The 26,379-nt window shown below is 69.1% G+C and carries 22 protein-coding genes and 1 riboswitch; of the genes, 11 read left to right on the forward strand and 11 right to left on the reverse strand.

All coding sequences use genetic code 11. The annotated features are described in order from the left end of the window. Positions 1–146: 146 nt before the first annotated feature. Entirely contained in the window at positions 147–2,435 is a 2,289-nt protein-coding gene (gene metE / locus Q1A98_RS17385; protein WP_299575795.1) for a 5-methyltetrahydropteroyltriglutamate--homocysteine S-methyltransferase, read from the reverse strand. Between the two features lie 213 nt (positions 2,436–2,648). Then, a riboswitch (cobalamin riboswitch) is annotated at positions 2,649–2,786 on the reverse strand. A 440-nt stretch (positions 2,787–3,226) separates the two neighbouring features. Between metE and mscL the strand changes: the two genes are divergently transcribed. Genes mscL through Q1A98_RS17400 form a run of 3 tightly spaced genes read left to right on the forward strand, consistent with a single transcriptional unit; the run spans position 3,227 to position 4,477 of the window. Then, positions 3,227–3,694, forward strand: a complete 468-nt coding sequence (gene mscL / locus Q1A98_RS17390) for a large-conductance mechanosensitive channel protein MscL (protein ID WP_299575797.1) — start codon at positions 3,227–3,229, stop codon at positions 3,692–3,694. Between the two features lie 58 nt (positions 3,695–3,752). Next, a complete protein-coding gene (locus Q1A98_RS17395) occupies positions 3,753–4,154 on the forward strand; it encodes a VTT domain-containing protein (RefSeq protein ID WP_299575798.1) in 402 nt (133 codons plus the stop codon). Beyond that, positions 4,151–4,477, forward strand: coding sequence for a hypothetical protein (locus Q1A98_RS17400; protein WP_299575799.1), 327 nt, complete (start codon positions 4,151–4,153; stop codon positions 4,475–4,477). The genes Q1A98_RS17395 and Q1A98_RS17400 overlap by 4 nt, the downstream gene beginning before the upstream one ends. Positions 4,478–4,487: 10 nt before the next feature. On the opposite strand, the gene Q1A98_RS17405 is transcribed toward Q1A98_RS17400, so the two are convergent. The 9 genes from Q1A98_RS17405 to Q1A98_RS17445 form a co-directional block, all read right to left on the reverse strand. Further along, complete coding sequence (locus Q1A98_RS17405; protein WP_299575801.1) at positions 4,488–5,462, reverse strand: NADPH:quinone reductase; 975 nt, start codon at positions 5,460–5,462, stop codon at positions 4,488–4,490. Between the two features lie 270 nt (positions 5,463–5,732). Next, positions 5,733–6,854 (reverse strand): diguanylate cyclase, encoded by a 1,122-nt coding sequence (locus Q1A98_RS17410; protein WP_299575803.1) that lies wholly within the window; start codon positions 6,852–6,854, stop codon positions 5,733–5,735. A 166-nt stretch (positions 6,855–7,020) separates the two neighbouring features. Continuing rightward, positions 7,021–7,296: a DUF3263 domain-containing protein gene (locus tag Q1A98_RS17415; protein ID WP_299575805.1), complete on the reverse strand. Its 276-nt coding sequence runs from the start codon at positions 7,294–7,296 to the stop codon at positions 7,021–7,023. Between the two features lie 207 nt (positions 7,297–7,503). Then, on the reverse strand, positions 7,504–8,160 hold the full coding sequence (locus Q1A98_RS17420; protein WP_299575807.1) for an MspA family porin: 657 nt from the start codon (positions 8,158–8,160) through the stop codon (positions 7,504–7,506). Positions 8,161–8,233: 73 nt separating this feature from the next. Further along, positions 8,234–8,863, reverse strand: coding sequence for an MspA family porin (locus Q1A98_RS17425; protein WP_299575809.1), 630 nt, complete (start codon positions 8,861–8,863; stop codon positions 8,234–8,236). A 607-nt stretch (positions 8,864–9,470) separates the two neighbouring features. Continuing rightward, positions 9,471–10,142 carry a molybdopterin-binding protein gene (locus Q1A98_RS17430; RefSeq protein ID WP_299575811.1) on the reverse strand — a complete coding sequence of 224 codons (672 nt, stop codon included), beginning with the start codon at positions 10,140–10,142 and terminating at the stop codon, positions 9,471–9,473. Next, the gene (locus Q1A98_RS17435; RefSeq protein WP_299575812.1) at positions 10,142–11,716 is read right to left on the reverse strand and encodes a trypsin-like peptidase domain-containing protein; all 1,575 of its coding nucleotides are present in this window, start codon (positions 11,714–11,716) and stop codon (positions 10,142–10,144) included. Before Q1A98_RS17435 ends, Q1A98_RS17430 begins: the two co-directional genes overlap by 1 nt. A gap of 202 nt (positions 11,717–11,918) precedes the next feature. Next, positions 11,919–13,334 (reverse strand): HAMP domain-containing sensor histidine kinase, encoded by a 1,416-nt coding sequence (locus tag Q1A98_RS17440; protein WP_299575985.1) that lies wholly within the window; start codon positions 13,332–13,334, stop codon positions 11,919–11,921. A 152-nt stretch (positions 13,335–13,486) separates the two neighbouring features. Then, on the reverse strand, positions 13,487–14,173 hold the full coding sequence (locus tag Q1A98_RS17445) for a response regulator transcription factor (RefSeq protein WP_299575813.1): 687 nt from the start codon (positions 14,171–14,173) through the stop codon (positions 13,487–13,489). A 223-nt stretch (positions 14,174–14,396) separates the two neighbouring features. On the opposite strand from Q1A98_RS17445, the gene Q1A98_RS17450 reads away from it, so the two are divergent. The 5 genes from Q1A98_RS17450 to Q1A98_RS17470 are packed head-to-tail and all read left to right on the forward strand — an operon-like array spanning position 14,397 to position 20,033. Then, on the forward strand, positions 14,397–15,653 hold the full coding sequence (locus tag Q1A98_RS17450; RefSeq protein ID WP_299575815.1) for an SDR family oxidoreductase: 1,257 nt from the start codon (positions 14,397–14,399) through the stop codon (positions 15,651–15,653). Beyond that, complete coding sequence (locus tag Q1A98_RS17455) at positions 15,650–15,880, forward strand: serine/threonine protein phosphatase (RefSeq protein WP_299575817.1); 231 nt, start codon at positions 15,650–15,652, stop codon at positions 15,878–15,880. The genes Q1A98_RS17450 and Q1A98_RS17455 overlap by 4 nt, the downstream gene beginning before the upstream one ends. A gap of 5 nt (positions 15,881–15,885) precedes the next feature. Beyond that, positions 15,886–16,656 carry a phosphatidylserine decarboxylase gene (locus tag Q1A98_RS17460; protein ID WP_299575819.1) on the forward strand — a complete coding sequence of 257 codons (771 nt, stop codon included), beginning with the start codon at positions 15,886–15,888 and terminating at the stop codon, positions 16,654–16,656. After that, entirely contained in the window at positions 16,653–17,813 is a 1,161-nt protein-coding gene (locus tag Q1A98_RS17465) for a hypothetical protein (protein ID WP_299575821.1), read from the forward strand. The genes Q1A98_RS17460 and Q1A98_RS17465 overlap by 4 nt, the downstream gene beginning before the upstream one ends. 12 nt (positions 17,814–17,825) lie before the next feature. After that, positions 17,826–20,033 carry an MMPL family transporter gene (locus Q1A98_RS17470; RefSeq protein WP_299575823.1) on the forward strand — a complete coding sequence of 736 codons (2,208 nt, stop codon included), beginning with the start codon at positions 17,826–17,828 and terminating at the stop codon, positions 20,031–20,033. Between the two features lie 26 nt (positions 20,034–20,059). On the opposite strand, the gene Q1A98_RS17475 is transcribed toward Q1A98_RS17470, so the two are convergent. Continuing rightward, positions 20,060–24,058: an Ig-like domain-containing protein gene (locus Q1A98_RS17475; RefSeq protein ID WP_299575825.1), complete on the reverse strand. Its 3,999-nt coding sequence runs from the start codon at positions 24,056–24,058 to the stop codon at positions 20,060–20,062. On the opposite strand from Q1A98_RS17475, the gene Q1A98_RS17480 reads away from it, so the two are divergent. From Q1A98_RS17480 to Q1A98_RS17490, 3 genes are all read left to right on the forward strand, one after another. Further along, positions 24,015–24,902, forward strand: coding sequence for a hypothetical protein (locus Q1A98_RS17480; protein WP_299575827.1), 888 nt, complete (start codon positions 24,015–24,017; stop codon positions 24,900–24,902). The two genes, Q1A98_RS17475 and Q1A98_RS17480, sit on opposite strands and share 44 nt — an antisense overlap. Positions 24,903–25,046: 144 nt before the next feature. Then, positions 25,047–25,715, forward strand: coding sequence for a 3-oxoacid CoA-transferase subunit A (locus tag Q1A98_RS17485; protein WP_299575829.1), 669 nt, complete (start codon positions 25,047–25,049; stop codon positions 25,713–25,715). Next, positions 25,712–26,365 (forward strand): 3-oxoacid CoA-transferase subunit B, encoded by a 654-nt coding sequence (locus tag Q1A98_RS17490; protein ID WP_299575831.1) that lies wholly within the window; start codon positions 25,712–25,714, stop codon positions 26,363–26,365. Before Q1A98_RS17485 ends, Q1A98_RS17490 begins: the two co-directional genes overlap by 4 nt. Positions 26,366–26,379: the final 14 nt, after the last annotated feature.

Genomic DNA, 26,379 nt, shown 5'->3' on the forward strand with positions numbered 1-26,379 from the left:
CCCATCGCGCGTGGAATGCGGAGTGATCCCGGCAGGAGATCACCCTCTGACCGCCTCGCCGCGATTGCCCTCGCGGCGGTCGAGTGGGGCAGTGCGGGTCGGCTCATGGCCGTGCTGACCATGCGCCGACCCGCACCCCCGTGGGGTCACACGAGCGACGCCCGCACCTGCTCGGTCGCCGCGACGACATGGGCCAGCGACTCGCGGACCTCGTCGGGCCCACGGGTCTTCAACCCGCAGTCGGGATTGACCCAGAGGCGCTCGGCGGGAACGGCGTCCAGCGCCGCGCGCAGCGAGGCGACGATCTCGTCCTGCGACGGGACGCGCGGCGAGTGGATGTCGTAGACACCCGGGCCGACGCTGTTGCCGAACCCGATGGCGTTGAGGTCGTCGAGGACCTCCATCTTCGACCGCGCCGCCTCGATCGAGGTCACATCCGCGTCGAGATCGGCGATCGCCGCGATGATCTCACCGAACTCCGAGTAGCAGAGATGGGTGTGGATCTGGGTCACATCCGCGACTCCCGACGTCGCGAGCCGGAAGGCGTCGACGGCCCACCTCAGGTACGCCTTCTGATCGGATCGGCGCAGCGGGAGGAGTTCGCGCAGTGCGGGTTCATCGACCTGGATGACGCCGATGCCGGCGTCCTGCAGGTCCACCGTCTCGTCCCGGATCGCCAAGGCGATCTGGTTCGCCGTGTCCGCGAGGGGTTGGTCGTCGCGGACGAACGACCACGCGAGGATCGTGACCGGACCGGTGAGCATCCCCTTCACCGGCTTCGGGGTCAGAGCCTGTGCGTAGGTGACCCATTCGACGGTCATCGGCTGCGGGCGCGACACGTCGCCGAACAGGATCGGCGGCCGAACACACCGGCTCCCATAGGACTGCACCCAGCCATGGTCGGTGGCGGCGAACCCGTCGAGCTGCTCGGCGAAGTACTGCACCATGTCGTTGCGCTCGGGCTCTCCGTGCACCAGCACATCCAGGCCGAGCTCCTCCTGCAGCCGGATCACCGATTCGACCTCGGCACGCATGCGACCGGTGTACTCGGCCTCGTCGATCTCGCCCGACCGCAGCGCGGCGCGGGCCAGTCGGATCTCCGAGGTCTGCGGGTAGGAACCGATGGTGGTGGTCGGCAGCAGCGGGAGGCCCAGACGCTCGTCCTGCTCGCGGCGCCGGTCCGCCGCGGGGCCGCGGCCGATCCCACTCCGCACGGTGTGCGCAACCCGGCTGCGGATCCGCTCGTCATGGACCCGCGGATCGGACTTGCGGGCGGCGATCGCGTCGGCCGCTGCGGCCAGTTCCGCCGACACGGCCTCGCGCCCCTCGGTCAAGGCGCGTGACAGGGTCACCACCTCTGCGACCTTCTCGGACCCGAACGCCAACCAGGGGCGCAGCGTCTGGTCGAGACGATCCTCTGCGGCCACGGTGTACGGCACATGCAGCAGCGAGCACGAGGTGGACACCGCGACGGTTCGCGCACTGCCGAGCAGCGTCGCGAGCGTCGCCGATGCCCGGTCGAGGTCGGTGCGCCAGATGTTGCGGCCGTTCACCACGCCCGCGACCAGGACCTTGTCCGCGAGACCCGTCGTCGCGACCACACGATCGAGATCCCCGCGCACGAGATCCACCGCGACACCGTCGATCTCGGTCGCGGCAAGTGCGCCGAGGGCGTCACCGAGGTCTCCGAAGTAGCCGGCCACCAGCAGCGCGGGCCGGTCGGACAGACCCCCGAGCGCGCCGTAGACGCGTGCGGCGAGTCCTGCCGCGTCGTTCGTGAGATCGGTGGCGAGCGCCGGTTCGTCGATCTGCACCCATCGCGCACCGGCGGACTTCAGCTGCCCGAGGAGATCTGCGTACAGCGGGATGAGGTCCTCGAGGCGGGAGATCGGCGCGTCCGCCCCGTCCACCGCCTTGCCGAGGAGCAGGAAGGTGATCGGACCGATGATCACCGGACGTGCAGCCACCCCGAGTTCGGTCGCCTCGACGAACTCGGCCAAGACTTTCTCCGGGTGGAGCGAGAAGGTGGTGTCCGGCGCGATCTCCGGGACGAGGTAGTGGTAGTTCGTGTCGAACCACTTCGTCATCTCCATCGCCGTCACCGACTGCACGCCGCGCGCGGCGGCGAAGTATCGGTCGAGGTCGTCAGCGATCCCGTCGTACCGCGCTGGGAGCGCGCCGAGCAGGACGCTGGTGTCGAGAACCTGGTCGTAGAAGGAGAACGTGTTGACCGGGACAGAGTCGAGGCCGCTGTCGCGGAGGCGGGCCAGGTCATTGCGGCGAAGATCGCCGGCCTGGACGAGCAGTGCCTCACGGTCGATGCGGCCCGCCCAGTACGCCTCGGTGGCGCGTTTGAGTTCGCGGTTCGGACCGATGCGTGGTGCGCCGAGAACGGTGGCGCGGAAATCGGTTGTCGTGCGATCGATGTCGGACATGGGTTGTGCTTCCTCCGGATGTGGAGCAGATGGTCATCGCCCATACCGACGGCACCCGGAGAAGCGTCGACGCCCCGTCGGGGTGACGACACGATCGCCCCACGGCATGGCCCGCCAGTACTGACGGTGCCGTGCGGCGACCCACCTGTCCGGCCACACGCCCAGTCCACGAGGCGATGAACCGTCCACCGCGGCGCGGCGGACACGGCTGGCAGGTCTTCGGACTCATGGGCAAGCGCTCACGCGCACCTACTGGTCGACGCTTCCCGGGCACGGGGCCCAGTGCTGATGCCGACGGTCGTTCCCACTCACCGCTGCGGGACAGTCCCGGATTCCCACCGGGTTCCCTCTCGCGGGGAACTGCCGGTCTCCCGGCCGGTGATCCCCACTCGATGCGACATCGCGGGCGCAGTTCCCTGCACCCGGTGACGCCGCAGACCAGCTGCGCGCGCCAGGCTAGTGGACCCCGACATCCGCGATTCGAGGGGCCGTGCGTCGCGGCCGTCGACGACAACGCCGTCGTTCCAGACCGGCCGATCAGTCGGTGGTGTCGAGTCCGTCGCCGATCGTGCATCGCGAAGCGCGTGGTCGACGTCGGGACAGCCGGAGAACGACGCCGCGCCGCTGACGAGGATCGTCAGCTGCTCCCGCATCCCGTCCACCGCAACCTCGACGAGCACCTCGCGCGGGCCGATCGCCGAACAGGACCGCCGATCCGCGCGTGCGTCCGGCTTCGACGGGCCGATGTCGATAGGGTGATCGCACACTGACCACCGCACGAGGAGGAACACATGCTCAAGGGCTTCAAAGACTTCCTGATGCGCGGTAACGTCATCGACCTGGCGGTCGCGGTCGTCATCGGCGCCGCGTTCAGCGCCATCGTGAAGGCGTTCACCGACAGCATCATCCAGCCGCTCATCAACTCGCTCGGCAGCACAAACCAGGCCGAGGGGCTCGGCTTTCTCATCCGCGACGGCAAGGCGAACACCTTCGTCGACTTCGGCACGCTGATCACCGCAGCCATCAACTTCGTCATCATCGCGGCGGTCGTGTACTTCGTCATCGTCCTGCCGTTCGAGAAGATCAAGGCACTGAGCGCCAAGAAGGGCGACGACGCCGCCGCGCTCACCGAGGCGGAGCTCCTCACCGAGATCCGCGATCTGCTCGCCACGCAGCAGAGCGGCGGAAGCGCCCCCGCGGGCAGCACCGGCGCCGCGTCGTCGACGACGGCCGACGGGCCGGGGCGCCACGAGGCCTGACCGCGGCCGCCCCATCGCCCACCGGGGCATGTCCGCCTCGCCCGATTAGGGTGCAGACGTGATCAACGCCGTTTTCGACTGGTTGCTCGAACTCCCACCGTGGCTGGTGTTGACGATGGCGTTCCTCTTCCCGGCGCTGGAGGCGTCGGTGTTCGTCGGGGTCGTCATCCCGGGCGAGATCGCCGTGCTGGTCGCGGGCGTGACTGCGAGCGGCGGGCGCCTCCAGCTGTGGGAGGTCATCGTGGCGGCCATCGCCGGTGCGATCATCGGCGATTTCATCGGCTTCGAGGTCGGTCGGCGGTGGGGTGCAGCGCTGCTCGCGAAGCTGCCGCAGCGGCTGATCAAGCCCCACCACATCGAGCGGGGACGGCACGAACTCCGCAAGCGCGGCGCCATCGCGGTGCTCGTCGGGCGATGGACAGCAGCGCTCCGCGCGCTCATGCCGGGTCTGGCGGCATGAGCGACGTGCGGTTCCGGACCTTCGCGATCGCAAACGCGATCGGCGGCATCATCTGGGTGGCCGTCGTCTCCGGTCTCGGGTTCGCGGCCGGGACGTCCTACGAGCGCATCGAGAAGATCCTCGGCAACACCTCGTGGGTGATCACGGGCGTGGTCGTGCTGGCCGTCGCGCTGCTGGTGGTGCAGCACCGGGTGCGTCGCCGACGGGCAGTCGATGCCACCGGCCCGTCGACCGAGCGCCACGAAGGCGACAACGCGGCGGAGGGGACCTGGTCGACGGCGTCGACGAGCGCGGCGGACGAACCGGGCCGGCACGAGGCCTGACCGCACCTGCTCAGACGGTGAGCACGACGCGGCCCGACGGGTGTCCGTTCTCGATCAGTTCGTGGGCGGCTGCGATCTGGTCGAGCGGGAACTCCTGAATCCGCGGGACGAGACGTGGGTTGTCGGCGGCAGCACGCGTGAGATCGTGCGCGGCCGCAAGTTTGGCGGCGATCGGGAAGTCGTCACTGCCCAGGAGCCGGATGGAGACGTTCGCGAAGAGAAGCGGCCACAGGGGGATCGCCGGCCGCGGTTCAGGACTGCCGTACACGGCGATGACGGCGTTCGGGGCGACGACCTGGCTGTCGAGATCGACGTTCGTTGACAGCGCCACCTCGACGATGCGATCGACGCCCGCGGGAGCGGCGTCCCGGATTCGGTCAGCACCGTCGGCGGCTGTCGACACGACGACGTCGGCCACACCCGGGTCCACGCCGTCGACGTCTCCGTCGCGGCGCACCGTGCCGATCACGCGGGCTCCCGCCCGGCGAGCGAGTTGCGCCGCAAGCGACCCCACCGCACCGGCGACACCATGCACGAGGACCGTGCTGTCCGCGACGGGGCCGTCGGCGAAGACTGCACGGTGAGCGGTGATCCCGGGTATCCCCAGGCAAGCGCCGACGGAGTCCGAGACCTCGTCGGGAAGGTCCACCGCGAGGCCGGTCGGCACCACGGTGCTCTCCGCCGCGGTGCCCGACGCTCGATACGACTGCGCTTTGAACACCCACACACGCTGTCCGAGGCGGCTCGCGTCCACGCCCTCGCCGACCGCGTCGATCACACCGGCACCGTCACTGTGCGGAACGATCCGATCGAACGCCATCGGTGACCCGAGCCAGGCCTGTCGCTTCTTCACGTCACCGGGGTTGATCCCCGACCGGGTCACACGCACGCGAACCTCGCCGGGGCCGGGTTCGCTCTCCGGGACGGTTCCGAGGCGGAGGACGTCGGCCGCAGGCCCCTGCTGGTCGTAGAACGCTGCACGCACGGGGACTCCTCGGCTCGCCTTGGCTCGGATTTGGTTTCCATGGAATGTACTTGGCGGCGGCAACCGAGCACCACGCAGGCCGCACTCGACCGCGTTCTCTGGACCGCGAGCTCTCTCACCGGGCGGGCGTCTACGGCCCGGGCGCGTCCTACGAGCGGGTCGAGAAGGTTCTCGGCAACGCCTCGTGGGTCATCACAGGCATCGTGATCGACGCGATCGTGGGGCTGGTTGTGCGCCACCGACTCCGCCGTACGTCACCCGAGGAGGACGTCACGATCGCATCGACAGCATCAAGCGGGAGCGCGACCGACTGATCTGCACGGGGCTCCACTCGACCGCGTCGACACTCCCGATGCCGACCCGGTCGCGGCCCTCCGCCTTCGACGCGTACAGGTGCGCATCGGCGGATCGCGACAACATGTCGATCAGTTCGCGGCCGGGGTCCATGGACGGGAGAAGGGGTGACGTGCTGACCTGGCGCACTCCGGCGTACACCGCGCCGACGCTCACCGTCACCGATGTCTCTCCTGCCACGCGTATTCGCGTCCTCTCCGCGATCGCCAGGATCTCCGTCTCGTCGTCGACGGCGGCCAGGAGGAAGAACTCCTCACCCCCGACCCGCGCGACGATCGCGCCGTGCGGGGCACTGGCCCGCACCGCCTCGGCGACGTCGACGAGGACGCGGTCGCCCGCCGAGTGACCGAGGCTGTCGTTGACCGCCTTGAAGTGGTCGATGTCGACAACCGCGGCTCCGAGCCCGCGCTCACCGAGGACGGCGCCGTCCATCAGCGCGTGTACCTGCGCCTCGACGCCGCGCCGGTTCAGCACGCCCGTCAGCGGGTCCGTGTCGCTGATCGTCTCGAGTCGCCGCACGAGGGCCATCAGGGATCGGCGCAGCGCGGCGACCAGGGTCGTCGGGATCGTCACCGCCATCGCCGTCGACCCTGCCGCGACGGCGAACTCAGGCCACGACGGCGCCACCGCAGCCGCGACCAGAAGGGCCAACGAGAGTGCGATGACGACGAATCCGACGACGATCGCGGGCCGCGAGTGCATGGCGGCGAGCGCCGGGATGGCTGCCAGGAGAACCAGAACCGCATGGGAGGTACCCGGGTCGGCGAGCACGTACGCCGAGCCCGCGACACCCACCATCCCGCCGGCGCCCAGGAGGACGAACAGGCGGTCGCTCAGACGGCCTGCGACGGCGGTGGCGATCATGGACAGCGCCGAGTACGCCCAGATCAGGATGAGCCAGGGCATGAGGCCCGGGCGGACCATGTCGGGGTAGGCAACCGGGAAGATCGGCAGCACAACCGCTCCGGACGTGCTCGCGAGGACAGCCGCGGAGCGCTGGTCGAACCGTCCGCCGACACCCGACAACCAGTCGCGCATCGTCACATCCGTCCGGCCGACCGAGCGCGGCCTCGGCGGAGGTCAGCGCAGTGGTGCCGTTGAGAGCGAAGAAGTGAGGTTCATACCAAAAACGGCACGCGTACTATATCGCGAACGGGGCGCGATGCTCAACACCCACAGAGGCCACCGCGGGGCGCGTGGGTGATCAGCCGGCGCGGGCGAGCCAGAGTCGCTTGCGGCAGACAGCCTTCATCTTCTCGACGACGTGCGGCGGCAGCGCCTCGTCGACGCCCGGACGTTCGATCGTGCTGTCGAGGTATTCGCTGAGTCGGTGGAAGAACTCGACGTCGCCGATCCCGAACTGCTCCCGGATCGCCTCGGCGGGTCCCCCGCCGCGCTGGAACCAGCCCAGCTCGAATGCCACCAGCTTCCCGTCGTCCTCGCCGCGGTTCCCCAGACCGCCGCCGACAGCCACACTCATCTTCATCCCCACTGCGTCGTGTTCCGATGTCCGTTGCGCCCGTTGAGTACCCGTCGCGTCGTGGCTCAACCACCGGGCGCTGCGCGACCCGTCCATTGTGCAGATCAAGAGTGACATGAGCCACCCTTATTGCGCACTGCGAATGAATACACAGAAAACGGGGAGCGACCCTGTGGGCCGCTCCCCGTTGTCCGAGGTCGTGCTGGATCAGCCGATGCTGAACGGCTTGCCCACGAGGGTGACGTAGCCGTCGACCGCGTCGGTCGAGACCTTCACCTTGACGTAGGCCTTGGCCTCGGCGAAGCCGGCGCATCCGTCGACCCGGAACGCCTCCTGGCTGTAGGCGAGACCGGCGCGCTTACCGGCGAACTCGAAGCCGGTGTTGTCACCGTCCTTCACGACGCTGACCGCGGTGGCCTTGCCCGGCGACAGCTCGAACGAGCTGCCGATGTTGTTTCCGGAGAAGTCTCCACCACTGCCCGTCGCGGTGTTGATGAGCGTGTCGGTGTTCAGTCCGCTGTTGGCCGTGGCACCGGCACCGAAGTTCAGCTGGCAGCCGACGATGTAACCCGCGTCGATCGCGCCACCGCTGGCACCCGATCCGCCGACGGTCACCAGGACCTTTCCGGAGACGAGGACGTTACGGCTGGTCGGCAGGGCCACGGTGGACGGCTGACGCCGATCGACCGACTCGTCGAACAGGCGGACAGTCACCTTGGTGCCGTCGACGAGGGTCTGGCTGGTGAACCCGCCCGGGAGCGGACCGGCGGCGGCGCCACCCGCGCCGAGACTGGAGAGGGCGACGGCCGAGACGGCGGCGAGGCCGGCGACTGCGCCGGCGCGACGCTTGGTGCTGGTGTTCATGATTTCCCCTTCAGGAAAGTCGTTCTGCGTGCAGCAGATGGGTCTATCGGAGATGAATGGACGGATCTGCTGCTCAGCCGAGCGTGAACGGGACGCCGTACAGGGTGGACTTGATGTAGTAGTCGCCCGTGGTCTCGAGGACGGCGATCGATCGGGCTTGCGCGAAGCCGCCGCACTGCTGCACGTCGATCTGGAAGCGCTGGAGCTGAACTGCGGCGGTGGTGCCCTTCAGCTCTTTCGCGCCGACGGCCACGGTCTGCACCTGGCCGGGCGACAGCGGCACGGTCAGGGAACCGGAGAAGCCCGCGGTCGGGAGGATGGAGACGCTGGTGTCACCGGGCCCACCGAAGGAGAATCCGAGCCCGCCCTTGAGGCCGTCGATGTTGATCTGGCATCCGATGAGGTAGCCGACGGTCAGCTTGCCCGTCGTGCCCTTGGGGTACGTGGCGAAGAAGTTGCCGAAGGTCTCCGCGGCGCGACCGGCACCGTTGTTCGCCTGCGACTTGACCGGGTAGATCCCCTCACCCGTGCGGGCAAGCTTGATCGTGGTGCCGTCGACACCGACGGTGGTCTTGGATCCGTTGGGGAGGGCACCGGCGGCAGCATTGCCCGCGCCCATGCTTGCCAGACCGACGGCCGATACCGCGACGACGGCGGCGGCCGCTGCGAGGCGGCGCAGACCGAGCTTGCTCTTCGTGCTCATTCGTTCCCTCTCAAGGACGTGCGTGAACCGGTTTGAATTCTCACTTTCGAGAAGTGAAGTGAACTCTAACCCGGTCTAACCTGGCGGTCCGCGAAATCGTGGCTGTAACACTTGACGGTGGTGTTGCCCGATGTTTCCCAGACGTTAATTCCGGGTGGGCTCAACCCCCGTGCGTGTGCCACAGCCCGACCCGCGGCGACGCCACACCTGTGGTGGGTGTGTTGTCGGGAGGAAACTTAACCCGTGCGACGTGAGCGGACAACAGATGAGTACGGGCGCGTCACGAAATGGTCGCGCCCGGCGCCTGGGCAGCACGGACACTCGTCGCCATCGGTCGATTTCGGTCAGAGCGACCGAAACGGTCAGGAGCAGGTGAAGTGTCTAGCCGTGGTGCGGTGGCCGGTTCTCCCGAAGCCACCTGTCGGAGGCGGACGATTGCCCTTCGTGATCTGCGTCACCCTTGGTTAGGGCACCCTCATCTGAGGTCTCGTCGGACGTCACCGAGGGCATGTCGTCGCCGAAGATCCGGGCCAGTCGACGACGACGCTCCCATGCGGATTCCTGCATGGGAGCGTTGTCAGATCGCTTGTCGGACACGACCTCGCGGTCAGAGCTCGGTGAGTGAGGAGATGATGCGCTCGGCGAGCGGCGCGACGGTCGCCATGCCGTCCCGCACGGCGGCCCGCGAACTGGCGAGGTTCACGACGAGCGTCTGACCGGAGATCCCCGCGACGCCGCGCGACAAGCCCGCGTCGGACGCGCCGGCGGCCAGTCCGGAGCTCCGCACCGCCTCTTCGATGCCGTACAGGCGTCGGTCGATCAGACCCGACGTCGCCTCGGGGGTGACGTCACGGGGCCTCACCCCGACGCCGCCGACCGACACCACCAGGTCGACGCCACCGATGACGGCGGTGTTCAGCGCGTTACGGATCTCGACCTCGTCGGCCGAGACCGCGATGGTCGCGTCCACGTGGAAGCCGGCCTCGGTGAGCAACTCACCGACCAGCGGCCCGATGAGGGTCTGGTCCTCGCCGTGCGCGGCGCGGTCGTCGACGACGACCACCAGGGCGCGACCGAGGTCGCTGGACTCCAGGCTCACCGATGTCATGCGGTCATCCTCGCGTGCGCCCGCCGACAGTTGCTCGGCGGCCCGGTCGGCGGCGGCGACATCCTGCGCAGAGACACCGAGACCGATCGAGGCGAGCTCGTCGTCGAGGGTGTCCGCGGCCGGCGGTTCGGGCAGGATCCGCAGGATCGTGGCGCGGTTGTCGTCGGTCATCATCGTCCTCCGGTGTCGAGCGTGTCGAGGGTGACCTGGACGGTCTTGGACTGACCGTTGGCCGTGTAGCTGATGGAGACGGTGTCCCCGGGGGCGTGCGAGCGGATGGCCGCGACCAGGGCGTCACCGGAGCTGATGACGCGGTCGTTGACCTTGGTGACCAGCGCGCCGGACGGGATGCCCGCCTTCGACGCCGCGCCGCCCGCCTGCACGGCGGAGATCAGGGCGCCGGGCGTCGAGGCGTTCTCGCCCGACGACTGCACCGACACCCCGAGACCCGCCTGGGTCGCCTTCCCGGTGCGCTGCAGTTCCTGCGCGATGCGCATCGCCTGGTCGATCGGGATGGCGAAGCCGAGCCCGATGCTGCCGCCCTGCTGGCTGGAGCTGTCCGAGAGGCTCGCGATCGCGGTGTTGATGCCGATGAGCGCACCGTTGCCGTTCACCAGCGCGCCACCGGAGTTGCCGGGGTTGATCGCGGCGTCGGTCTGGATCGCGTCGATGACAGAGGCGGTGCTGTCGTTCGCGCCCTGCGTCGACACCGGCCGGTTCAGCGAGCTGATGATGCCGGTGGTGACGGTGCCGGCCAGCCCGAGCGGCGAGCCGACGGCGATCACGTTCTGACCCACGGCCAGGTTGCCGGAGGTGCCGACGGTGATCGGGGTGAGTCCGGTCTTGTCGACCTTGATGACGGCGATGTCGGAGATCGGGTCGGCACCGACGACCGATGCCCCCGACGTGCTGCCGTCGTTGTAGCTGACGGTGAGCTGACCCGACCGTCCCGACTCGGCGGTCACGACGTGGTTGTTGGTGAGGATGAAGCCGTCCTGGCTCAGGACGACCCCGGACCCCTCCCCCTCGCGGTTGCCGACGCGCACGTCGATCGACACCACCGAGGGAAGGACCTTCGCGGCGACCTCCTGGACGGACCCCTGCTCACCCTGGACGGGTTGCGAGGTGTCGCGGTCACCGCCGAGCGGTGAGGACAGCGAGCGCGACGACGAGTCCTCCAGACCCGCGCCGACGACGCCGCCGATCCCGCCGGCCAGAGCCGTCAACACGATCACGCCGGCGACGAGACCCGCGCGCGAACCGCCGCGCTTGGGCTGGGTGGCGGTCGCCGGGTAGTACGACGGCGAGGACTGGCCCCCGCCGTACGACCCGAACGGCTGCGTCTGGCCGTACTGCTGGGCCCCGCCGTAGGGGTTGCCCGAGTAGGCCTGGCCGTACGGCTGCGAGAAGGACCCGCCGCTGCCGTACTGCCGGCCCGAGTCCTGTTGACCGGAGCCGTACTGGCCCGACCCGTAGTGCTGGCCCGAGTCGTATCGCTGACCGGAGCCGTACTGCTGCCCGGAGCCGTACTCCTGGTCCGAGCCCTGCCGGCCGCCGCCGTACTGACCGGACTCGTGCTGTCCGTAGGACGGCTGGCTCCCGTACTGCTGGGTGTCGTTCTCCCCCGACCCGTACCGGGACGTGTCGGCCGATCCGTACTGGGGTGTCGACCCCTCGTGGCGGCCGTGATCACCGGACGGCGACGAGTCCGATCCGGTGTCCCCACCCTGCTGGTTGTCGCTCATGCGTGGCTGCCCTCCATGGCTGCTCCGGGGCGGTCGGGTCGGCCTGCGTCCGTCGGACGCGGGACCCTCCGCGGGGAGTGACGCGGCGTGGCGTCGTCGTACGTGTCGACCCTAATCCTGGACGGGTGCCCTGAGAGAGGTCTGAGACCCTCCGATGAGTACCGAAAGGAACTCGGTCGACGGGGGTCCGGTCACGGACAGGTCACCGCGCGTCGCCGACGGGTCCGAACCCCGGCGTCGGGCGCCCGGGGAGTTCGATGCGGATCCGCGCACCGCCCATGGCGGACTCGCCGGCCTCCACCGAACCGCCATGGCGCGCGACGACCTGGCGGACGATCGCCAACCCGAGTCCCGATCCGGGCATCGATCGCGCGGAGTCCGATCGGTAGAACCGTTCGAACACCAGGCCGCGATCCTGTTCCGGGATGCCCGGGCCGGCGTCGGAGACGGTCAGCTCGACGCGGTCGGGTCCGATCGGACGCAGCTCCACGACGACGGGACGGTCGGGGGGACTCCACTTGGCCGCGTTGTCGAGGACGTTGAGCACCGCCCGCGACAGCCCGTTGGACTCGCCGAACACGAACCAGGGCGCCATCGACACCGAGAAGTCGACGTCGCTGCGGCGCCGTCGGACACGCTCGAGGGAACGGTCGACGACCTCGGTGAGATCGACCTCCTCGGCCACGGCCTGCGGGGCGTCGTCACGGGCGAGGTCGACGAGATCGCCGACGAGCGTGGACAATTCCTCGATCTGGGCCATCACATCGTGCTGCAGTTCGGCCATGTCGGCCTCGGGCAGCGCACGCGCCCCGGGCGCATTGCTCGCGATGAGCAGCTCGAGGTTCGTCCGCAGGGATGTGAGAGGCGTGCGCAGCTCGTGTCCGGCGTCGGCGACGAGCCGCGACTGTCTCTCCCGCGACTCGGCCAACGCCCGCAGCATCGCGTTGAAACTGTCGGTGAGCCGGGCGAGCTCGTCGTTGCCGCTGACCGGGATGGGCTCGAGAGCGTCTGTGCGGGCGACCCGTTCGGCCGCCTGGGTCAATCGCGCCACGGGTCTCAGCCCGGCGCGGGCGACGGTGGTGCCGGCCACCGCGGCGAGGATGACGCCGCACCCGCCGACGATCGCGAGCACCCACGCGAGTCGGCCCAGCACCTTGTCGGTGGGTTCGAGGCTCTGCGCCATCACCAGCGTGTTGCCGTCGGACAGCTTGCGCGCGAGCACACGCTGATCGCCGACCGTCCGCAGGCTCGACGCCGCGGGCGACGACGGGTCCGGGGCGGAGACGACGTCGCGCTCCACCGCGCCGATCGGGACCTCGCCGATCTGGAAGACCTGCCCGTTCGAGCGCACCAGGGCGACGGAGATGTCCGACGAGAAGATGGTGCCCGCGACGAGGCTCTCCGGCGAGGAATCGAGCAGTCCGAGGCGCGCCAGCTGCGTCATCCCGTCGGCGCGATTGACCAGTTGCGCGTCGACATCGGCGTACATCGCGCGGTAAACCACCGCATAGGCGCTCGCGGCCATCACCGCCACGGCGATGCCGACCACGGTCGCCGCGAGAAGGGTGACGCGCGTCCGCAGCGAGATCTCGCGCGTGAGTCCGGTCGGCTCCCGCATCCGACCGGGCACCTGGACGGGCGCCGGCTGCCACCCGGGTGGGGCGCCGTTGTGCGTGTCCTGCGGAGCGGTGACGACCACATCCCCCGTCGGGTACGGGGGGTGGGCGACGGTGTCGGGCGCGCCGCCGTCGCGTCCGGCGCCCGACGGCATCACGGTGGCGTCTCGCGGAGCACGTACCCGATGCCGCGGACGGTGTGGATCAGACGGGGCTCACCGTCGGCCTCGGTCTTGCGCCGCAGGTACCCGATGTAGACCTCGAGGGCGTTGCCCGAGGTCGGGAAGTCATAGCCCCACACCTCCTCGAGGATGCGCCCTCGGGTGAGCACGCGCCGAGGATTGGCCATGAGCATCTCCAGCAGCGCGAACTCGGTGCGGGTGAGGCTGATCGGGCGCTCACCCCGCGACACGTCCCGGGTCACCGGATCCAGACGCAGGTCGGAGAACTCCATCGACTCCGAGTCGGCCTCGACGTCGGCCCCGGCACGCCGGAGCAGCGCACGCAGCCGCGCGAGCAGTTCTTCCAACGCGAAGGGCTTCGGCAGGTAGTCGTCGGCGCCGGCGTCGAGGCCGGACACCCGCTCGGACACACTGTCGCGGGCGGTGAGCACCAGGATCGGCAGGTCGTCGCCGGTGCTGCGGAGTCGCCGGCACACCTCGAGGCCGTCCAGCCGGGGCATCATGACGTCGAGCACGACGGCGTCGGGCCGCTCGGACTTGATGGCGTCGAGGGCCTCCATGCCGTCGCTCGCGGTCTCCACGGTGTAGCCGTTGAACGACAGCGACCGCCGTAACGACTCCCGGACCGCGCGATCGTCGTCGACCACCAGGATGCGCATGCCCTCCAGTGTGGACGGGCCGACTGAGATCGTGCTGAGACGACACGATCGTTTGTTGTCCTTCGCGATCAGGTCGGGTCACAGCAGGCGACAGGAACGTCAACAGATGTTGCGTCCGGCCTCTGTGGGTACTCACAAACTTGTGCGACGGCCGTCACACTTGTCCCTTTTGCGCCGATACGGTCACTCCGCTCATGGACGTGCGACGGGGAGGTTTCGAGGGATGAATTCAGGGCTGGGATCGTCGGGTGAGTCCTTGCGGCCGGTGTGGCCGCACGCGGATGCACTCATCACCCGCGACTGCCGGAGCCTGCGCTTCGCCGGCAAGTACGCCGACGTCGTCGCGCTCAGCACCGGCGATCCGACGGCCCTGCGTCCCACGGTCGACGTCGCCACACGCCGTCGCGTCGCGACGATGCCCGAGCCCCGCCGGGACACCGCACTGGTGTTGGGCGGCAACGGGTTCCTCGGCGCCCACCTCATCGGTCAGCTGTCGCGGGACGCGCAGATCACCGAGGTGGTCGCGATGATCCGGCCGACGGAGTCGGAGTCGGCGCGACGGCGGCTGCAGGCCACCCTCGACCAGTACGAGATCAGCGTCGACATGGCCAAGGTGCGGATCGTCGAGGGCAACCCGACCGCCCGCTTCTTCGGTCTCGACCGCGAGGGCTACACCGCACTCGCCGACTCCATCGGCCTCATCTACAACTGCGCCAGCTCCACCGACTACCTGTCGAGCTACGTCGACCTGCGCGACGACTGGTTCCTCAGCCTCCTGCGGGTGCTCGAGTTCTCCATCACCCGCACGCGCAAGCACGTCACCTACGTCGGCAGCATCGGCGCCCACCTCTACCAGCGCGCCGAGGACTTCCGCCGACCCGACTCGTGGTGGTACTCCGGCTACGCCCAGATGAAGTGGGTCAACTCGGTACTGCTCGGGTGGCTCGCCGACGACGACACCTTCTCGGTGACGCTGTGTGAGGCGCCCTACATCCTCGGCAGCACGCAGCGTGGTCTCGATCCCGGTCGCGCCTACAGCTTCTGGCGGATCGTCGAGGTCGCGATCGCCGTCGGCGCGATCTGGGACGGCCCCGGGATGAACTACGTCCCCGTCGACGTGATCTGCGAGGTGATGGTCCACAACGCCAAGGCCGACGTGCCGATGGCGCGGATGCTGCCGTCGAACCCGACCGGCTACGACCACCGGCTCTACGCCGACCTGCTGGGTCTGGACCTCGTCACCTGGGACGACTTCTACCGTCGCGTCGCCGACCTCGCCGGTGAGGAGTTCGCGGCGACCATGCTCGGGGACAACATCGACGTCCTCATGCGCAAGGTGCACAAGCCCGAGGCCATCTTCCCGGCCGACCACGACGCGTCGTGGTGCGACCACCGGCGTCTGTTCGAGCTGTACTTCAGCACCGTCACCCTCAAGGACCTGCTGTCGGGCCGGCGGGCGCCCGCCATCGCCGGCGCGTGACCGGGGAGGTCACCCCGCGTGTCGGGGTGGTCGGTCGTCGCGCGGAGCCGTCCCGGGTCGCCCACGCCGACACCCCGCTGCTGCCGGAGATGGGCAACGCCGTGTTGTCCCTGGGGTTCTACGCGGTGTGCGCCGGGATCGGGCTGCTGCCGGGCGGTCTCGGTCGCCCCGCTCTCGACCGCTGGGCGTCCTGGGCCGCGTCGGTCGACGAGAGACGTGACCATTGAGCCGGGTGTCCCCTGCCGCACGGTGGACGCTCGGCGCGGTCGCTGCGACGGCGTCGGTGTTCGCCGGCGCCGTCGCGTGGTGGCGGTTGCGGTTCTTCTTCCGCGACCCGGTCCGCACTCCACCATCCGACGCGTGCGCCGTCGTCGCCCCGGCGGACGGGGTCGTCACCTACGTCAAGCGGGTCGAGCACGGCCAGGTCCCGTTCGCGGTCAAAAAGGGCCGGACCATCCCGCTGGAGGAGTTCACCGACATCGCGACCGACACGAGTGGCTTCCTGATCGGCGTCTACATGACGGAGTACTCGGTGCACCGCAACCGATCTCCCATCGCGGGGACGGTGGTCGCGCGACGTCACCGGTCCGCGGCACCGTTCAACCGGTCGATGGCCCGCGTCGGGGCGAACCTGCTGGCGCGGCAGACCCCGTACGACGAGGGCTGCGACTATCTGCTGACGAACGAGCGGTTGACGATCGGGGTGCGTCATCCGGGCGGGGCGGTCGCGACCGTCACCCAGATCGCCGACCTGTGGGTCAATCGGATCGTCGCGCACGTCGACGTCGGTGAGACCGTCGGCCGCGGTGAGCAGTACGGGATGATCCGGTTCGGTTCCCAGTGCGACGTCTTCCTGCCCGACGCCCTCGTCGAGCAGATCACCGTCCGGCCCGGTCAGTACGTGTTCGCCGGCAGCACCACCATCGCCCGGTCACCCGTCGCCGTGTCCGGCGACGCCCGGATCGACCTGGGCGCAGCAGTGTTCGAGGAGGCCCCGCTGTGATCAGCGTCGTACCGGTCCGATCCGACGCGGACTGGCAGGATTTCGCGGCCGTCTACACGACGGTCTACGCCGACGACCCCTACGGCCTGCCCGACGAGCCGTTCGACGTCGACGCGACGCTGCGCTCCCCGGCCAGGGAACTGCGGCAGATCCGCACCGTGCAGGCCTTCGTCGCGCTCGACGGCCTGCGTCCGGTGGGGCGGATCGCCGCCATCCACGACACCGGGTTCACCTCCTACACCCGGGAGTCCATCGGGTTCTTCGGCTTCTACGAGGCGGTCGACGACTTCGCCGTCGCCGAGGCCCTTCTGGACGCCGCGTCGTCGTGGTTGTCCGAGCGGGGACTCGCGAGCATGGCCGGCCCGTTCAGCCCGTCGATGTTCTACAGCGCCGGTGTCCTCGTCGACGACGCGAACAAGCTCCCCCTCATCGGGATGCCACACAACCCGCTGTACTACGCGGCGCAGCTGGAGAAGTGGGGCATGGCCGCCATCAAGGACTTCTACAGCTACCGCTTCGACGAGCCGTACGAGATGTTCTGCAGCCCGACGTTCGCGCGGCACAAGCAACTCTACGAGCGGGTCAGCGCGCGGTCGGAGGTCACGTTCCGCACCATGAGCTACCGCACGCTGCGCCGCGACGCCGAGATCGTGCGCGAGCTGTACAACACGACGTTCCAGGACTTCTGGGGGTTCTCGCCTCTGTCGCGCGCGGAGATGTGGGATCTACTGAGGATGATGCTCCCCGTACTCGACCCGGAGCTCACGCTGCTGGCCGAGTACCGCGGGAAACCCGTCGCGTTCTTCATGGGCATCCCCGACGCGAACCAGGCGATGGCACGTGCGGCGCACCATCGCAGTCGTCTCGTGCGCGACCTGACGACGTTGCGATACGTGAAGGGTCGCAGGCGGACCGAGGTGATGGACGGTGTCCGCGTCGACATGATGCTCGTCGACTCGTCCTGCCCGGACCGCTCGGTCGCATCGCAGATCGTCGTCGAGATGTGGCGTCGGATCGCCGCGCGCGGATACACGCGGATGGAGGGCGCACCCGTCCTCGACGACAGCGACTGGATGAAGGGATCGGTCCTGTCCCGGATCGAGATGAGCCCGTACCGCACCTATCGCATCTACTCGCGCGAGATCTCCGGGAGCTGAACCATGCTGGACATGGCCGACCGACCCGCGGCGACCACCGCGCGCCGTTCGCCCGGTGTCGTGTGGGGCGAGTTCGTCGCGCGCCATCGGTATGTCGTCCTCGCCGTCGGGCTGCTGTTCGTGGTGGTCGCGGCGGCGCTGTACCCGACGTTGCAGTCGCGGTTGGTCGGCGTCGACTTCGGTGTCGCCGACCGTGACTCGTCCATATCGGACAGCCTGGTCGCTCAGCACTTCGGCGACTTCGGCAGCGAACAGCTCGCGGTGACCTTCTCGTCGTCCGACCGCGACGTGTCCGACCCGCGGTTCCGCGATCGCGTCGAGTCCGTGGTGCGCGAACTGCGCGGCGAGCGCGATGTGGTGACCGTCGTCGACCCCTACCAGACACAGGGTTTCGCGCCGCAGATCTCGCAGGACAGGACGGCTGCAGTTGCGCTGGTGGGGATCTCCGGCGACGCCAGCGACCGCATCGGCATCGCCGAGCGACTCCAGGCATCGTTGTCGGGCGCCGGTCGCGACGGCATCACCGTCGCGATGACCGGGTACTCCCCGATGACCGTCGACCTCACCCGCGTCGAGTCCGACGACGCGACACGCGCCGAGAGCGTCGGCATCCCCATCGCCCTGATCGTCCTGGTGCTCGCACTCGGCGGGATCGTCGCGGGCGCCATCCCACTGATCTCGACGGGCATCGGGCTGGTGTTCGCGTTCGGCGTCATCTCCGCTCTGGCCCATGTGATGTCGTTCGACGTCCTCGTCACCACGGTGGCGTCGATGATCGGTCTGGGCCTCGGCATCGACTACTCGTTGTTCGTCGTGAGTCGGTTCCGTGAGGAACTGGCTCGACGCGGTGTGACGTCACGGTCCGACAGAGAGGGCGTCATGCGCGCGACCGGCGTCGCCCTCGGGACAGCGGGCCACACGATCGCCATCTCCGGGCTCATCGTGATGATCGCGTTGGCCTCGTTGACGATCGTCGACGTGCCGGCGATCCGGACCATCTCGTTCGTCGTCGCACTGACCATCGTGTGTGTGCTGGTGGCCGCGTGGACAGTCCTGCCCGCGGGTCTCGCGACGCTGGGGCCGGCGGTCGACAAGTTCGGCCTGCCCGAGCGGTTCCGACCGGCGGACGCGCGGATCGACGCCGGCACGAGCCGCTGGGCCCGCTGGGCCCGGCACGTGATGCGACACCCCTGGCTGTACGCCGTCGCGGGTGTGCTGCTGCTGGTCCTCTGCATCATCCCGCTTGGCTCGATCAAGTACGGCGTCGACATCGGCACCGCCGCACTCCGCGACCAACCGACCGGGCCCGCGAACACGGTGCTGGCCGAGAAGTTCGCGCCCGGCACCTCGTCCCCCATCACCACGGTGTTCACCGGACCGAACCGCGGACCGCTCAGCGACCGCCAGGCCGAGCAGGCGATCGAACTCGAGTACGCGCTCCGCAAGGACCCGCGGGTGTCGTTCACGTACTCGCAGAGCAACGACGGCCGATCGCTGATGGTGGTGATCCCGTCCGTGCCGATCGACTCGTCGAAGGCCAACGAGCTGGTGCAGTCGATCCGCGACCGGGCCGATGCGATCACCGCCGACGGCGGGCCCCGCGCATACGTCGGTGGGACGACGGCTCTCGTCGTCGACGCGTCGTCGGAGATCTCCGGCAAGTTGCCGTGGGTGATCGCCGCGATCCTCGGCTTCTCGTTCCTGTACCTCGCGATCGTGTTCCGCAGCATCGTCATCCCCGTCAAGGCCGTGCTGATGAACCTGTTGGTGACCGGCGCCGCGATGGGGTTGACGGTCGCGGTGTTCCAGTGGGGCTGGCTGTCGTCGGTGCTGGGCTTCACCAGCGTCGGCTTCGTGCAGATCTACCTGCCCATCACCGTGTTCGCCGTCGTGTTCGGTTTGTCGATGGACTACGAGGTGTTCCTCATCGGCCGGATGCGCGAGGTGTTCACCCGCACCGGCGACAACCTCGAGTCCGTCGTCGACGGCATCGAGCACACCGCCCGCCCCATCACCGCGGCCGCTGCGATCATGGTGGCGGTGTTCGCCAGCTTCCTCACCGCGGACGTGCTCGAGCTCAAGCAGTTCGGCTTCGCGCTGTCCGTTGCGGTGATCTTCGACGCCATCCTGGTCCGGATGATCCTGGTCCCGGCCATGATGCGCCTCTTCGGTGCCCGCAACTGGTGGCCGGGGAGCCGTCAGCTGACATCGACCGTCTGACGTCTGACGTCTGACGTCTGACCGGATCAGCGCACTGGGCAGTAGATGCCGCCGTGACCGTCGTCTTCGCAGTAGAAGTTGTTGCCCCCACCCCCGGTGCCGCCGGAACCACCCGTCGTGGGCGGTGTCGTGGTGGGCGGCGTCGTGATGGGCGGCGGTGGCGGGATGAACTGCGGAGTGGCGACGATGGTCGTCATCCCGTTCGTCACCACCACCGACAGGAACATCGTGGTCGTCGTCTGGACCCCGATGATCGGCACCGTGAACTGCAGCGGCGTGCTGCCCCCGTGCCCGTCGGTCATGGTCACCGTGAAGGTGTCCGTGAGCACAGACTGCGTCGACGCAGCCATGCGAGAAAAGACGGTGGGCGTGTACACGAACGACCCCGAGGATCCCCCGACCTGGCTCACTGTTCCTCGCGGCGTACCCCCGCTGGGCACACTGAAGGTGATCGCGTCACCATCGGCGTCGTTGCCGACGATGGTGAAGCCGACACTCCCCGAAGTGACGCTCGCACTGGCGACACTGCCTGCCGGACCGGAGCCGGCGCGGACGGTCGCGGTGGGGGCCGTGTTCGCCGGGGCGATGGTGACGGTGACCGGTATGGCGACGGAGCCGCCTCGGCCGTCGGTGACGTTGACGTAGAAGCTGTCGGTGGTCGGCCCGCCGCCGGCAGCGGCGTGCTGCGCGGTCGTACTCGGGGCGTAGGTGAAACCACCTGTGGGCGTGACGGTCACGCTGCCACCGTTCGTGGTCGCCCCGGTGGGCCCGGTGAACGTGAGGGGGTCGCCGTCGGGATCGGTCGCGGTGACCGACCCGGTGACCAATCCCCCCGCGCCGGGGGCATTTGTCGTGACCTGCCCGGCTACGGGGGCGCGGTCGGGGTTCGCGGGTACGAAGATGCTGATGGGGGTTATGCCACCCCGATTGTCAGTGGCGACGGCCATGATCGGTGCATAGCCCAAGACGAGGTCGGCGGCGGTCACGATAAAGGTGAGTCTCCCGTCTGCGGTGAGTGCGCCTCGACTCGGACCCGAGAACGTGATGGGGTCCCCGTCGGGATCTGTGGCATGAAGGGTGACTGTGACCACTTGACCGACGGAAGCGAACGGTGTGAACGTCGTGGCGTCCAGGATCGGTGAATGATTCACCGCGGGTGCGGATATGGGCACGGTTGCGGTGACGTTGGTGACGCCGCCGTGGCCGTCGACGACCACCACGCTGACGGTGTCGCTGGTCGCACCGCCGTTTGCGGCCGCGGTGCGTGCGTCGGTGGTGGGGGTGTAGGTGAAGGTGCCGTCGGTGTCGACGGTCACCGAACCGTTGGTGGGACTGCCGTTCTGGTACCAGGTGAGAGCGTCACCGTCGGCGTCGGTGGCGGAGAACGCGCCGGTCACGACGCCGGTGGTGGCGTTCGGTGTGCCGACGGTGGTGGTCCCGGCGACCGGGGAGGTGTTGATCGGGCTCACGGGCACGGTCACCGTGACAGGGATCGAGCCGCCGTGACTGTCGCTGACGGTCACGGTGAACGTGTCGGAGAAGTTCCCCGTCGCCGCGGCGTCGTGACGGGCTGCCGCAGTCGGGATGTAGGTGAAGGAGCCGTCGGAGTTGACGGTCACCGACCCCCTGGCGGGGGTGCCGGCGGTGTAGGTGAGGGTGTCGTTGTCGGCGTCGGTGACGGTGATCGTCCCGGTCACGGTGTTGGTGTCCGGTGTGACGCCGGTGATCGTCGACCCGTTCGTGAACGGCGCCGCCGTCGGCGGCTGGTTGGCCGGAGTGATCGGCACCGTGACACTGATCGGGGTGGTGACTCCACCGTGTCCGTCACCGGCACTGATCGTGAACGTGTCGGTGGTCGGACCGTTCGCCGCGGCGGAATGTGCCGCGGCGCCGGGGGTGTAGGTGAATGTGCCGTTGGCGTTGACCACGACCGATCCCCCGTTGACCGGAGATGTCGAGGTGTAGGTCAGCGGATCGCCATCGGGGTCGGTGATCGACACGGACCCGGTGACGGCGCCGTTCGCGCCGGCCGCGTTGACAGTGGATGTCCCGACGACCGGAGCCTGATTGGCCGGGGAGATCGGCACTGTGACGGTGATCGGCGTCGTCCCCCCGTGGCCATCGTCGACAGTTGCCACGAAAGAGTCGGCGCCGACTCCACCTGGCGCGGAAGCGGCATGGCGCGCTGCTGCTGTGGGGACGTAGGAATAGGTGCCGTCCGTCGACACCGTGATCGACCCGCCGCCGGAGGTGAGACCGGTGCTGGGAGCGTGGAACTCCAGGTGGTCGCCGTCGGCGTCGGTGGCGCCGATCGACCCGGTGACCTGACCGGTCACCGTCGACACGACTGTGGCTGATGACATTCCGGCCACCGGCGCAGCATTGACGGGGGACACGGCCACGGTCACGGTGATCGGCGTCGACCCACCACGTCCGTCGGAGGCGGTGATGGTGAACGAGTCGGTGTACCGGGAACTCGCGGACGCGGCGTGCCGAACCGTTGCGGTCGGGGTGTAGGTGAAGGTCCCGGCGCCGTCGACGACGACTGCGCCGCCCTGAGCGCTGAGACCGGTGGTGGGTGCGCTGAAGGTGACGGGGTCTCCGTCGGGGTCGGTCGCCGAGACGAACCCGGTGACAACGCCATTCGTGCCGGGTGGGTTGGCGAACGTGATCCCGGCGACGGGGGCCTGATTGTCTGCTGCGATCGGCACGGTCACGCTGATCGGGGTGGCTCCGCCGTGACCGTCGGAGGCGATAACGGTGAACGTGTCGCTGGTCGAACCGCTGCCTCCCGCTCCGGCCGCAGGGGTATAGGTGAACCCGCCACTCGAGGTGACCACCACCGTCCCCCGCGACGGGGCCGCACCCGACCCGTTCCCGGCGGAATAGGTGACGGTGTCTCCGTCGGCATCGGTCGCCGAGACCGATCCGGCCACAACACCGTTCACACCGGGTGCTCCCACTGTCGTCGTCCCGACGACCGGCGCCTGATTGGCCGGGGCGATCGGCACGACGACACTGATCGGGGTCGACCCGCCGTGCCCGTCGGAGGCGATGACGGTGAACGAATCCGATGTCGCCCCGCCGCCGGCAGCGGCGGCGTGCTGGGCGCTGCTGGCGGGCGTGTAGGTGAACCCGCCTGCCGGGGTGACCACCACCGAGCCGCGGCTCGGCGCGCCCGCGCCGCTTCCCGCGGTGTAGGTGACGGTGTCACTGTCGGCGTCGGTCGTCGAGACGGTCCCGGTGACGACACCGTTCGCCCCTGGCGTGCCCACCGTGGTGGAACCCGCGACCGGGGCCTGGTTCGCCGGGAGGACCGGGACGACCACCGAGATCGGGGTGACACCTCCGTGGCCGTCGGAGGCGGTGATGGTGAACCCGTCCGATGCCGCCGAGGTCGGCGCGGTGGTCGACGCGGCATCGTGGCGCGCGGTGGTGGTCGGGGTGTAGGTGAACCCGCCGGTGCTGCTGACCACGACGCTGCCCTTGCCGGGAGTCGACGCGGTGTAGGTGATCGGATCGTTGTCCCTGTCGGTCACCGACACCGACCCGGACACCGCACCATCGGCTCTCGGAGTGCCGACGGTCGTCGCACCCGCGACCGGAGCAGAATTGATCGGCACGATCGGCACGGTGACCACGATCGAGGACTTCGATATCGCGTTGTTCGCGGTCACGGTGAACGAGTCCGACGTGGCACCCCCCGGTGCCGCAGCGGCGTGACGGGCCGTCGCGGTCGGGGTGTAGACGAACTGTCCGTTCTTGTCGATGCTCGCGGTACCCCCGGCAGGCGCGGTGATGGTGTACCACTGCGGCAGGAAGAACGGGCTCGTGAACTGTGCACTGCCCGTCACCTGACCCGTCGTCGAGTTGATCGTCGTCGACGCGTTCTGATTCGTGCGGTACGGATCGAACACCGACTGGATCCGGCGGAAGAAGGCCGCCACCAGATCACCGAGCGGGTTGACCACCGGCGCCGGGGTGACCGGCAGTCCCGTCGTCTGGTTCGTCGCCGCGACCGGCACCCCCAACAGCGTCAATCCCACCGCAGCGATCGCCGACACCGGCGCCACCACAGCCTGCTTCTGCTGCGTCGCCGCTGCCCGCAGCACTGCCGGAGCCGAGGTGGTGGACGTCGACGCCGCCGCGGTCGGAGTGCTCGCGGTGACGATGCTCGGCGAGCTGGCGACCGAACCTGCCGGCGCCGTCGGGGCGGGGGAGGTTGTCGATCCTGCTGTCGAGGTGGCGACACCACCCGATGTCGTACCCGTCCCCGCGCTGGCTGCGGTCGACGAAGAGGGGGTGGTCGACGTCGAGGTCCTCGCGGGCGTCGACGGCGAGCTCGCACCGGGGGTCGCCCCGGACCCGGCCGTCGTGACAGCGCCGCCCGACGCAGATGACGCGCCACCGGTGGCTGCGCCGGACTGCTGTGCAGCCGGCGGCGGCGGCGCCGTCGTGCCGGCGGTCCCCGACGGAGCGGTCGATCCGGGGGTGGACGACGCCGTGTCCGATGCACCCGCCACCGGCGACCCTGTCGGCGGCTCTGTGCCGGTCGACGACGTCGAAGGCACGTCGCTCGCGGTGGACGTGGGCGACGGCACGTCGGTTGCGGTTCGCGTCGTCGCCGCACTCGACGAGGTCGACGAGTCGGTGGCCGCGACACCGCCGCTCGAGGCACCCGTCGCCGTGTCGGCGCCCGCGATCGCACCGTTGCCCGCGAACACCGCGGCACCGATCCCCATCGCGACCGCGCCGGTCTTCATCCACAGCGGCACCTCGTGCTGCGCCGATGCGCGATGCCGTCCCTGCGCGCGCTTCGCCACTCGTGCCGCTCGAGCCTTGGCCTTCGCACGGTTCTTCACCCGATGAGCACTCACGACCACGTTCCGATCTCGCCGCGCTCACGCGCACATTCCCGGCTGCCCCCGGGTATCTGCGGAAGACGGTAGAAAAAGAGTGCAAGTTTTCTGTAAATCATCAGTTGCGGCAACGGAAGTACCGGTGAGGACCTGCATGGGCACGACGACCATCTGTCACAGCACCGCCGAGGCGGTCGCCGGGATCGAGGACGGTGCGACGATCCTTGTCGGCGGGTTCGGCATGGCCGGGATGCCCGTCGCACTCATCGACGCACTGATCGACCAGGGCGCGACCGATCTCACCGTGGTCTCGAACAACGCCGGCAACGGCGACACGGGCCTCGCGGCGCTGCTGGCGAAACGCCGCGTCCGCAAGGTGATCTGCTCGTTTCCACGCCAGTCGGACTCGTGGGTGTTCGACGGCCTCTACCGCGACGGCGCCATCGAGCTCGAGGTGGTGCCGCAGGGCACCCTCGCCGAACGGATGCGCGCCGCCGGGGCCGGTATCGGCGCGTTCTTCTGCCCGACCGGCGTCGGCACATTGCTCGCCGAGGGCAAGGAGACCCGCGAGATCGACGGTCGCACCCACGTCCTCGAATACCCCATCCGCGGCGACGTCGCCCTCATCCGTGCGCACATCGCCGACCGCATGGGCAACCTCGTGTACCGCAAGACCGCCCGCAACTTCGGACCGGTGATGGCCACCGCGGCCGCCCGGACGGTCGTCGAGGTCACCGACATCGTCGAGACCGGTTCCCTCGACCCCGAATCCGTCGTCACCCCGTCGATCTACGTCGACCGCATCGTGGAGGTGCCCCGATGACCGACCACCCCCGCACCAAGGACGAGATCGCCGCGGCGATCGCCGCCGACATCCCGCGTGGCTCGTTCGTCAACCTCGGTATCGGCCAGCCCACGCTCGTCGCCGATCACCTGACCGCCGACTCCGGCGTCGTCCTGCACACCGAGAACGGGATGCTCAACATGGGGCCGGCCGCCGTCGGCGATCAGATCGACCCCGACCTCACCAACGCGGGCAAGATCCCGGTCACCGAACTGCCCGGGGCGTCGTACTTCCACCACGCCGACTCGTTCGCGATGATGCGCGGCGGCCACCTCGACGTCTGCGTGCTCGGCGCGTTCCAGGTGTCGACGCGCGGCGACCTCGCGAACTGGCACACCGGCGCCCCCGGTGCGATCCCCGCCGTCGGCGGGGCCATGGACCTCGCGATCGGGGCCAAACAGGTGTTCGTGATGATGACCCTCATGACGAAGGACGGGACGTCGAAACTCGTCGAGGAATGCAGCTACCCGCTCACCGGGATCGGTTGCGTGACACGGATCTACACCGACCTCGCGACCTTCGACATCGGCCCGGACGGCGCGACCGTCCGCGACCTGCACGGCACCACGCCAGAAGAACTGCGCAGCATTGTCGGCGTCGACCTCGCCACGTCGACCACCAACCCCTGACAGCACGAGATCGG

It is taken from the genome of uncultured Williamsia sp., assembly GCF_947494875.1.
Lineage (GTDB): Bacteria > Actinomycetota > Actinomycetes > Mycobacteriales > Mycobacteriaceae > Williamsia_A.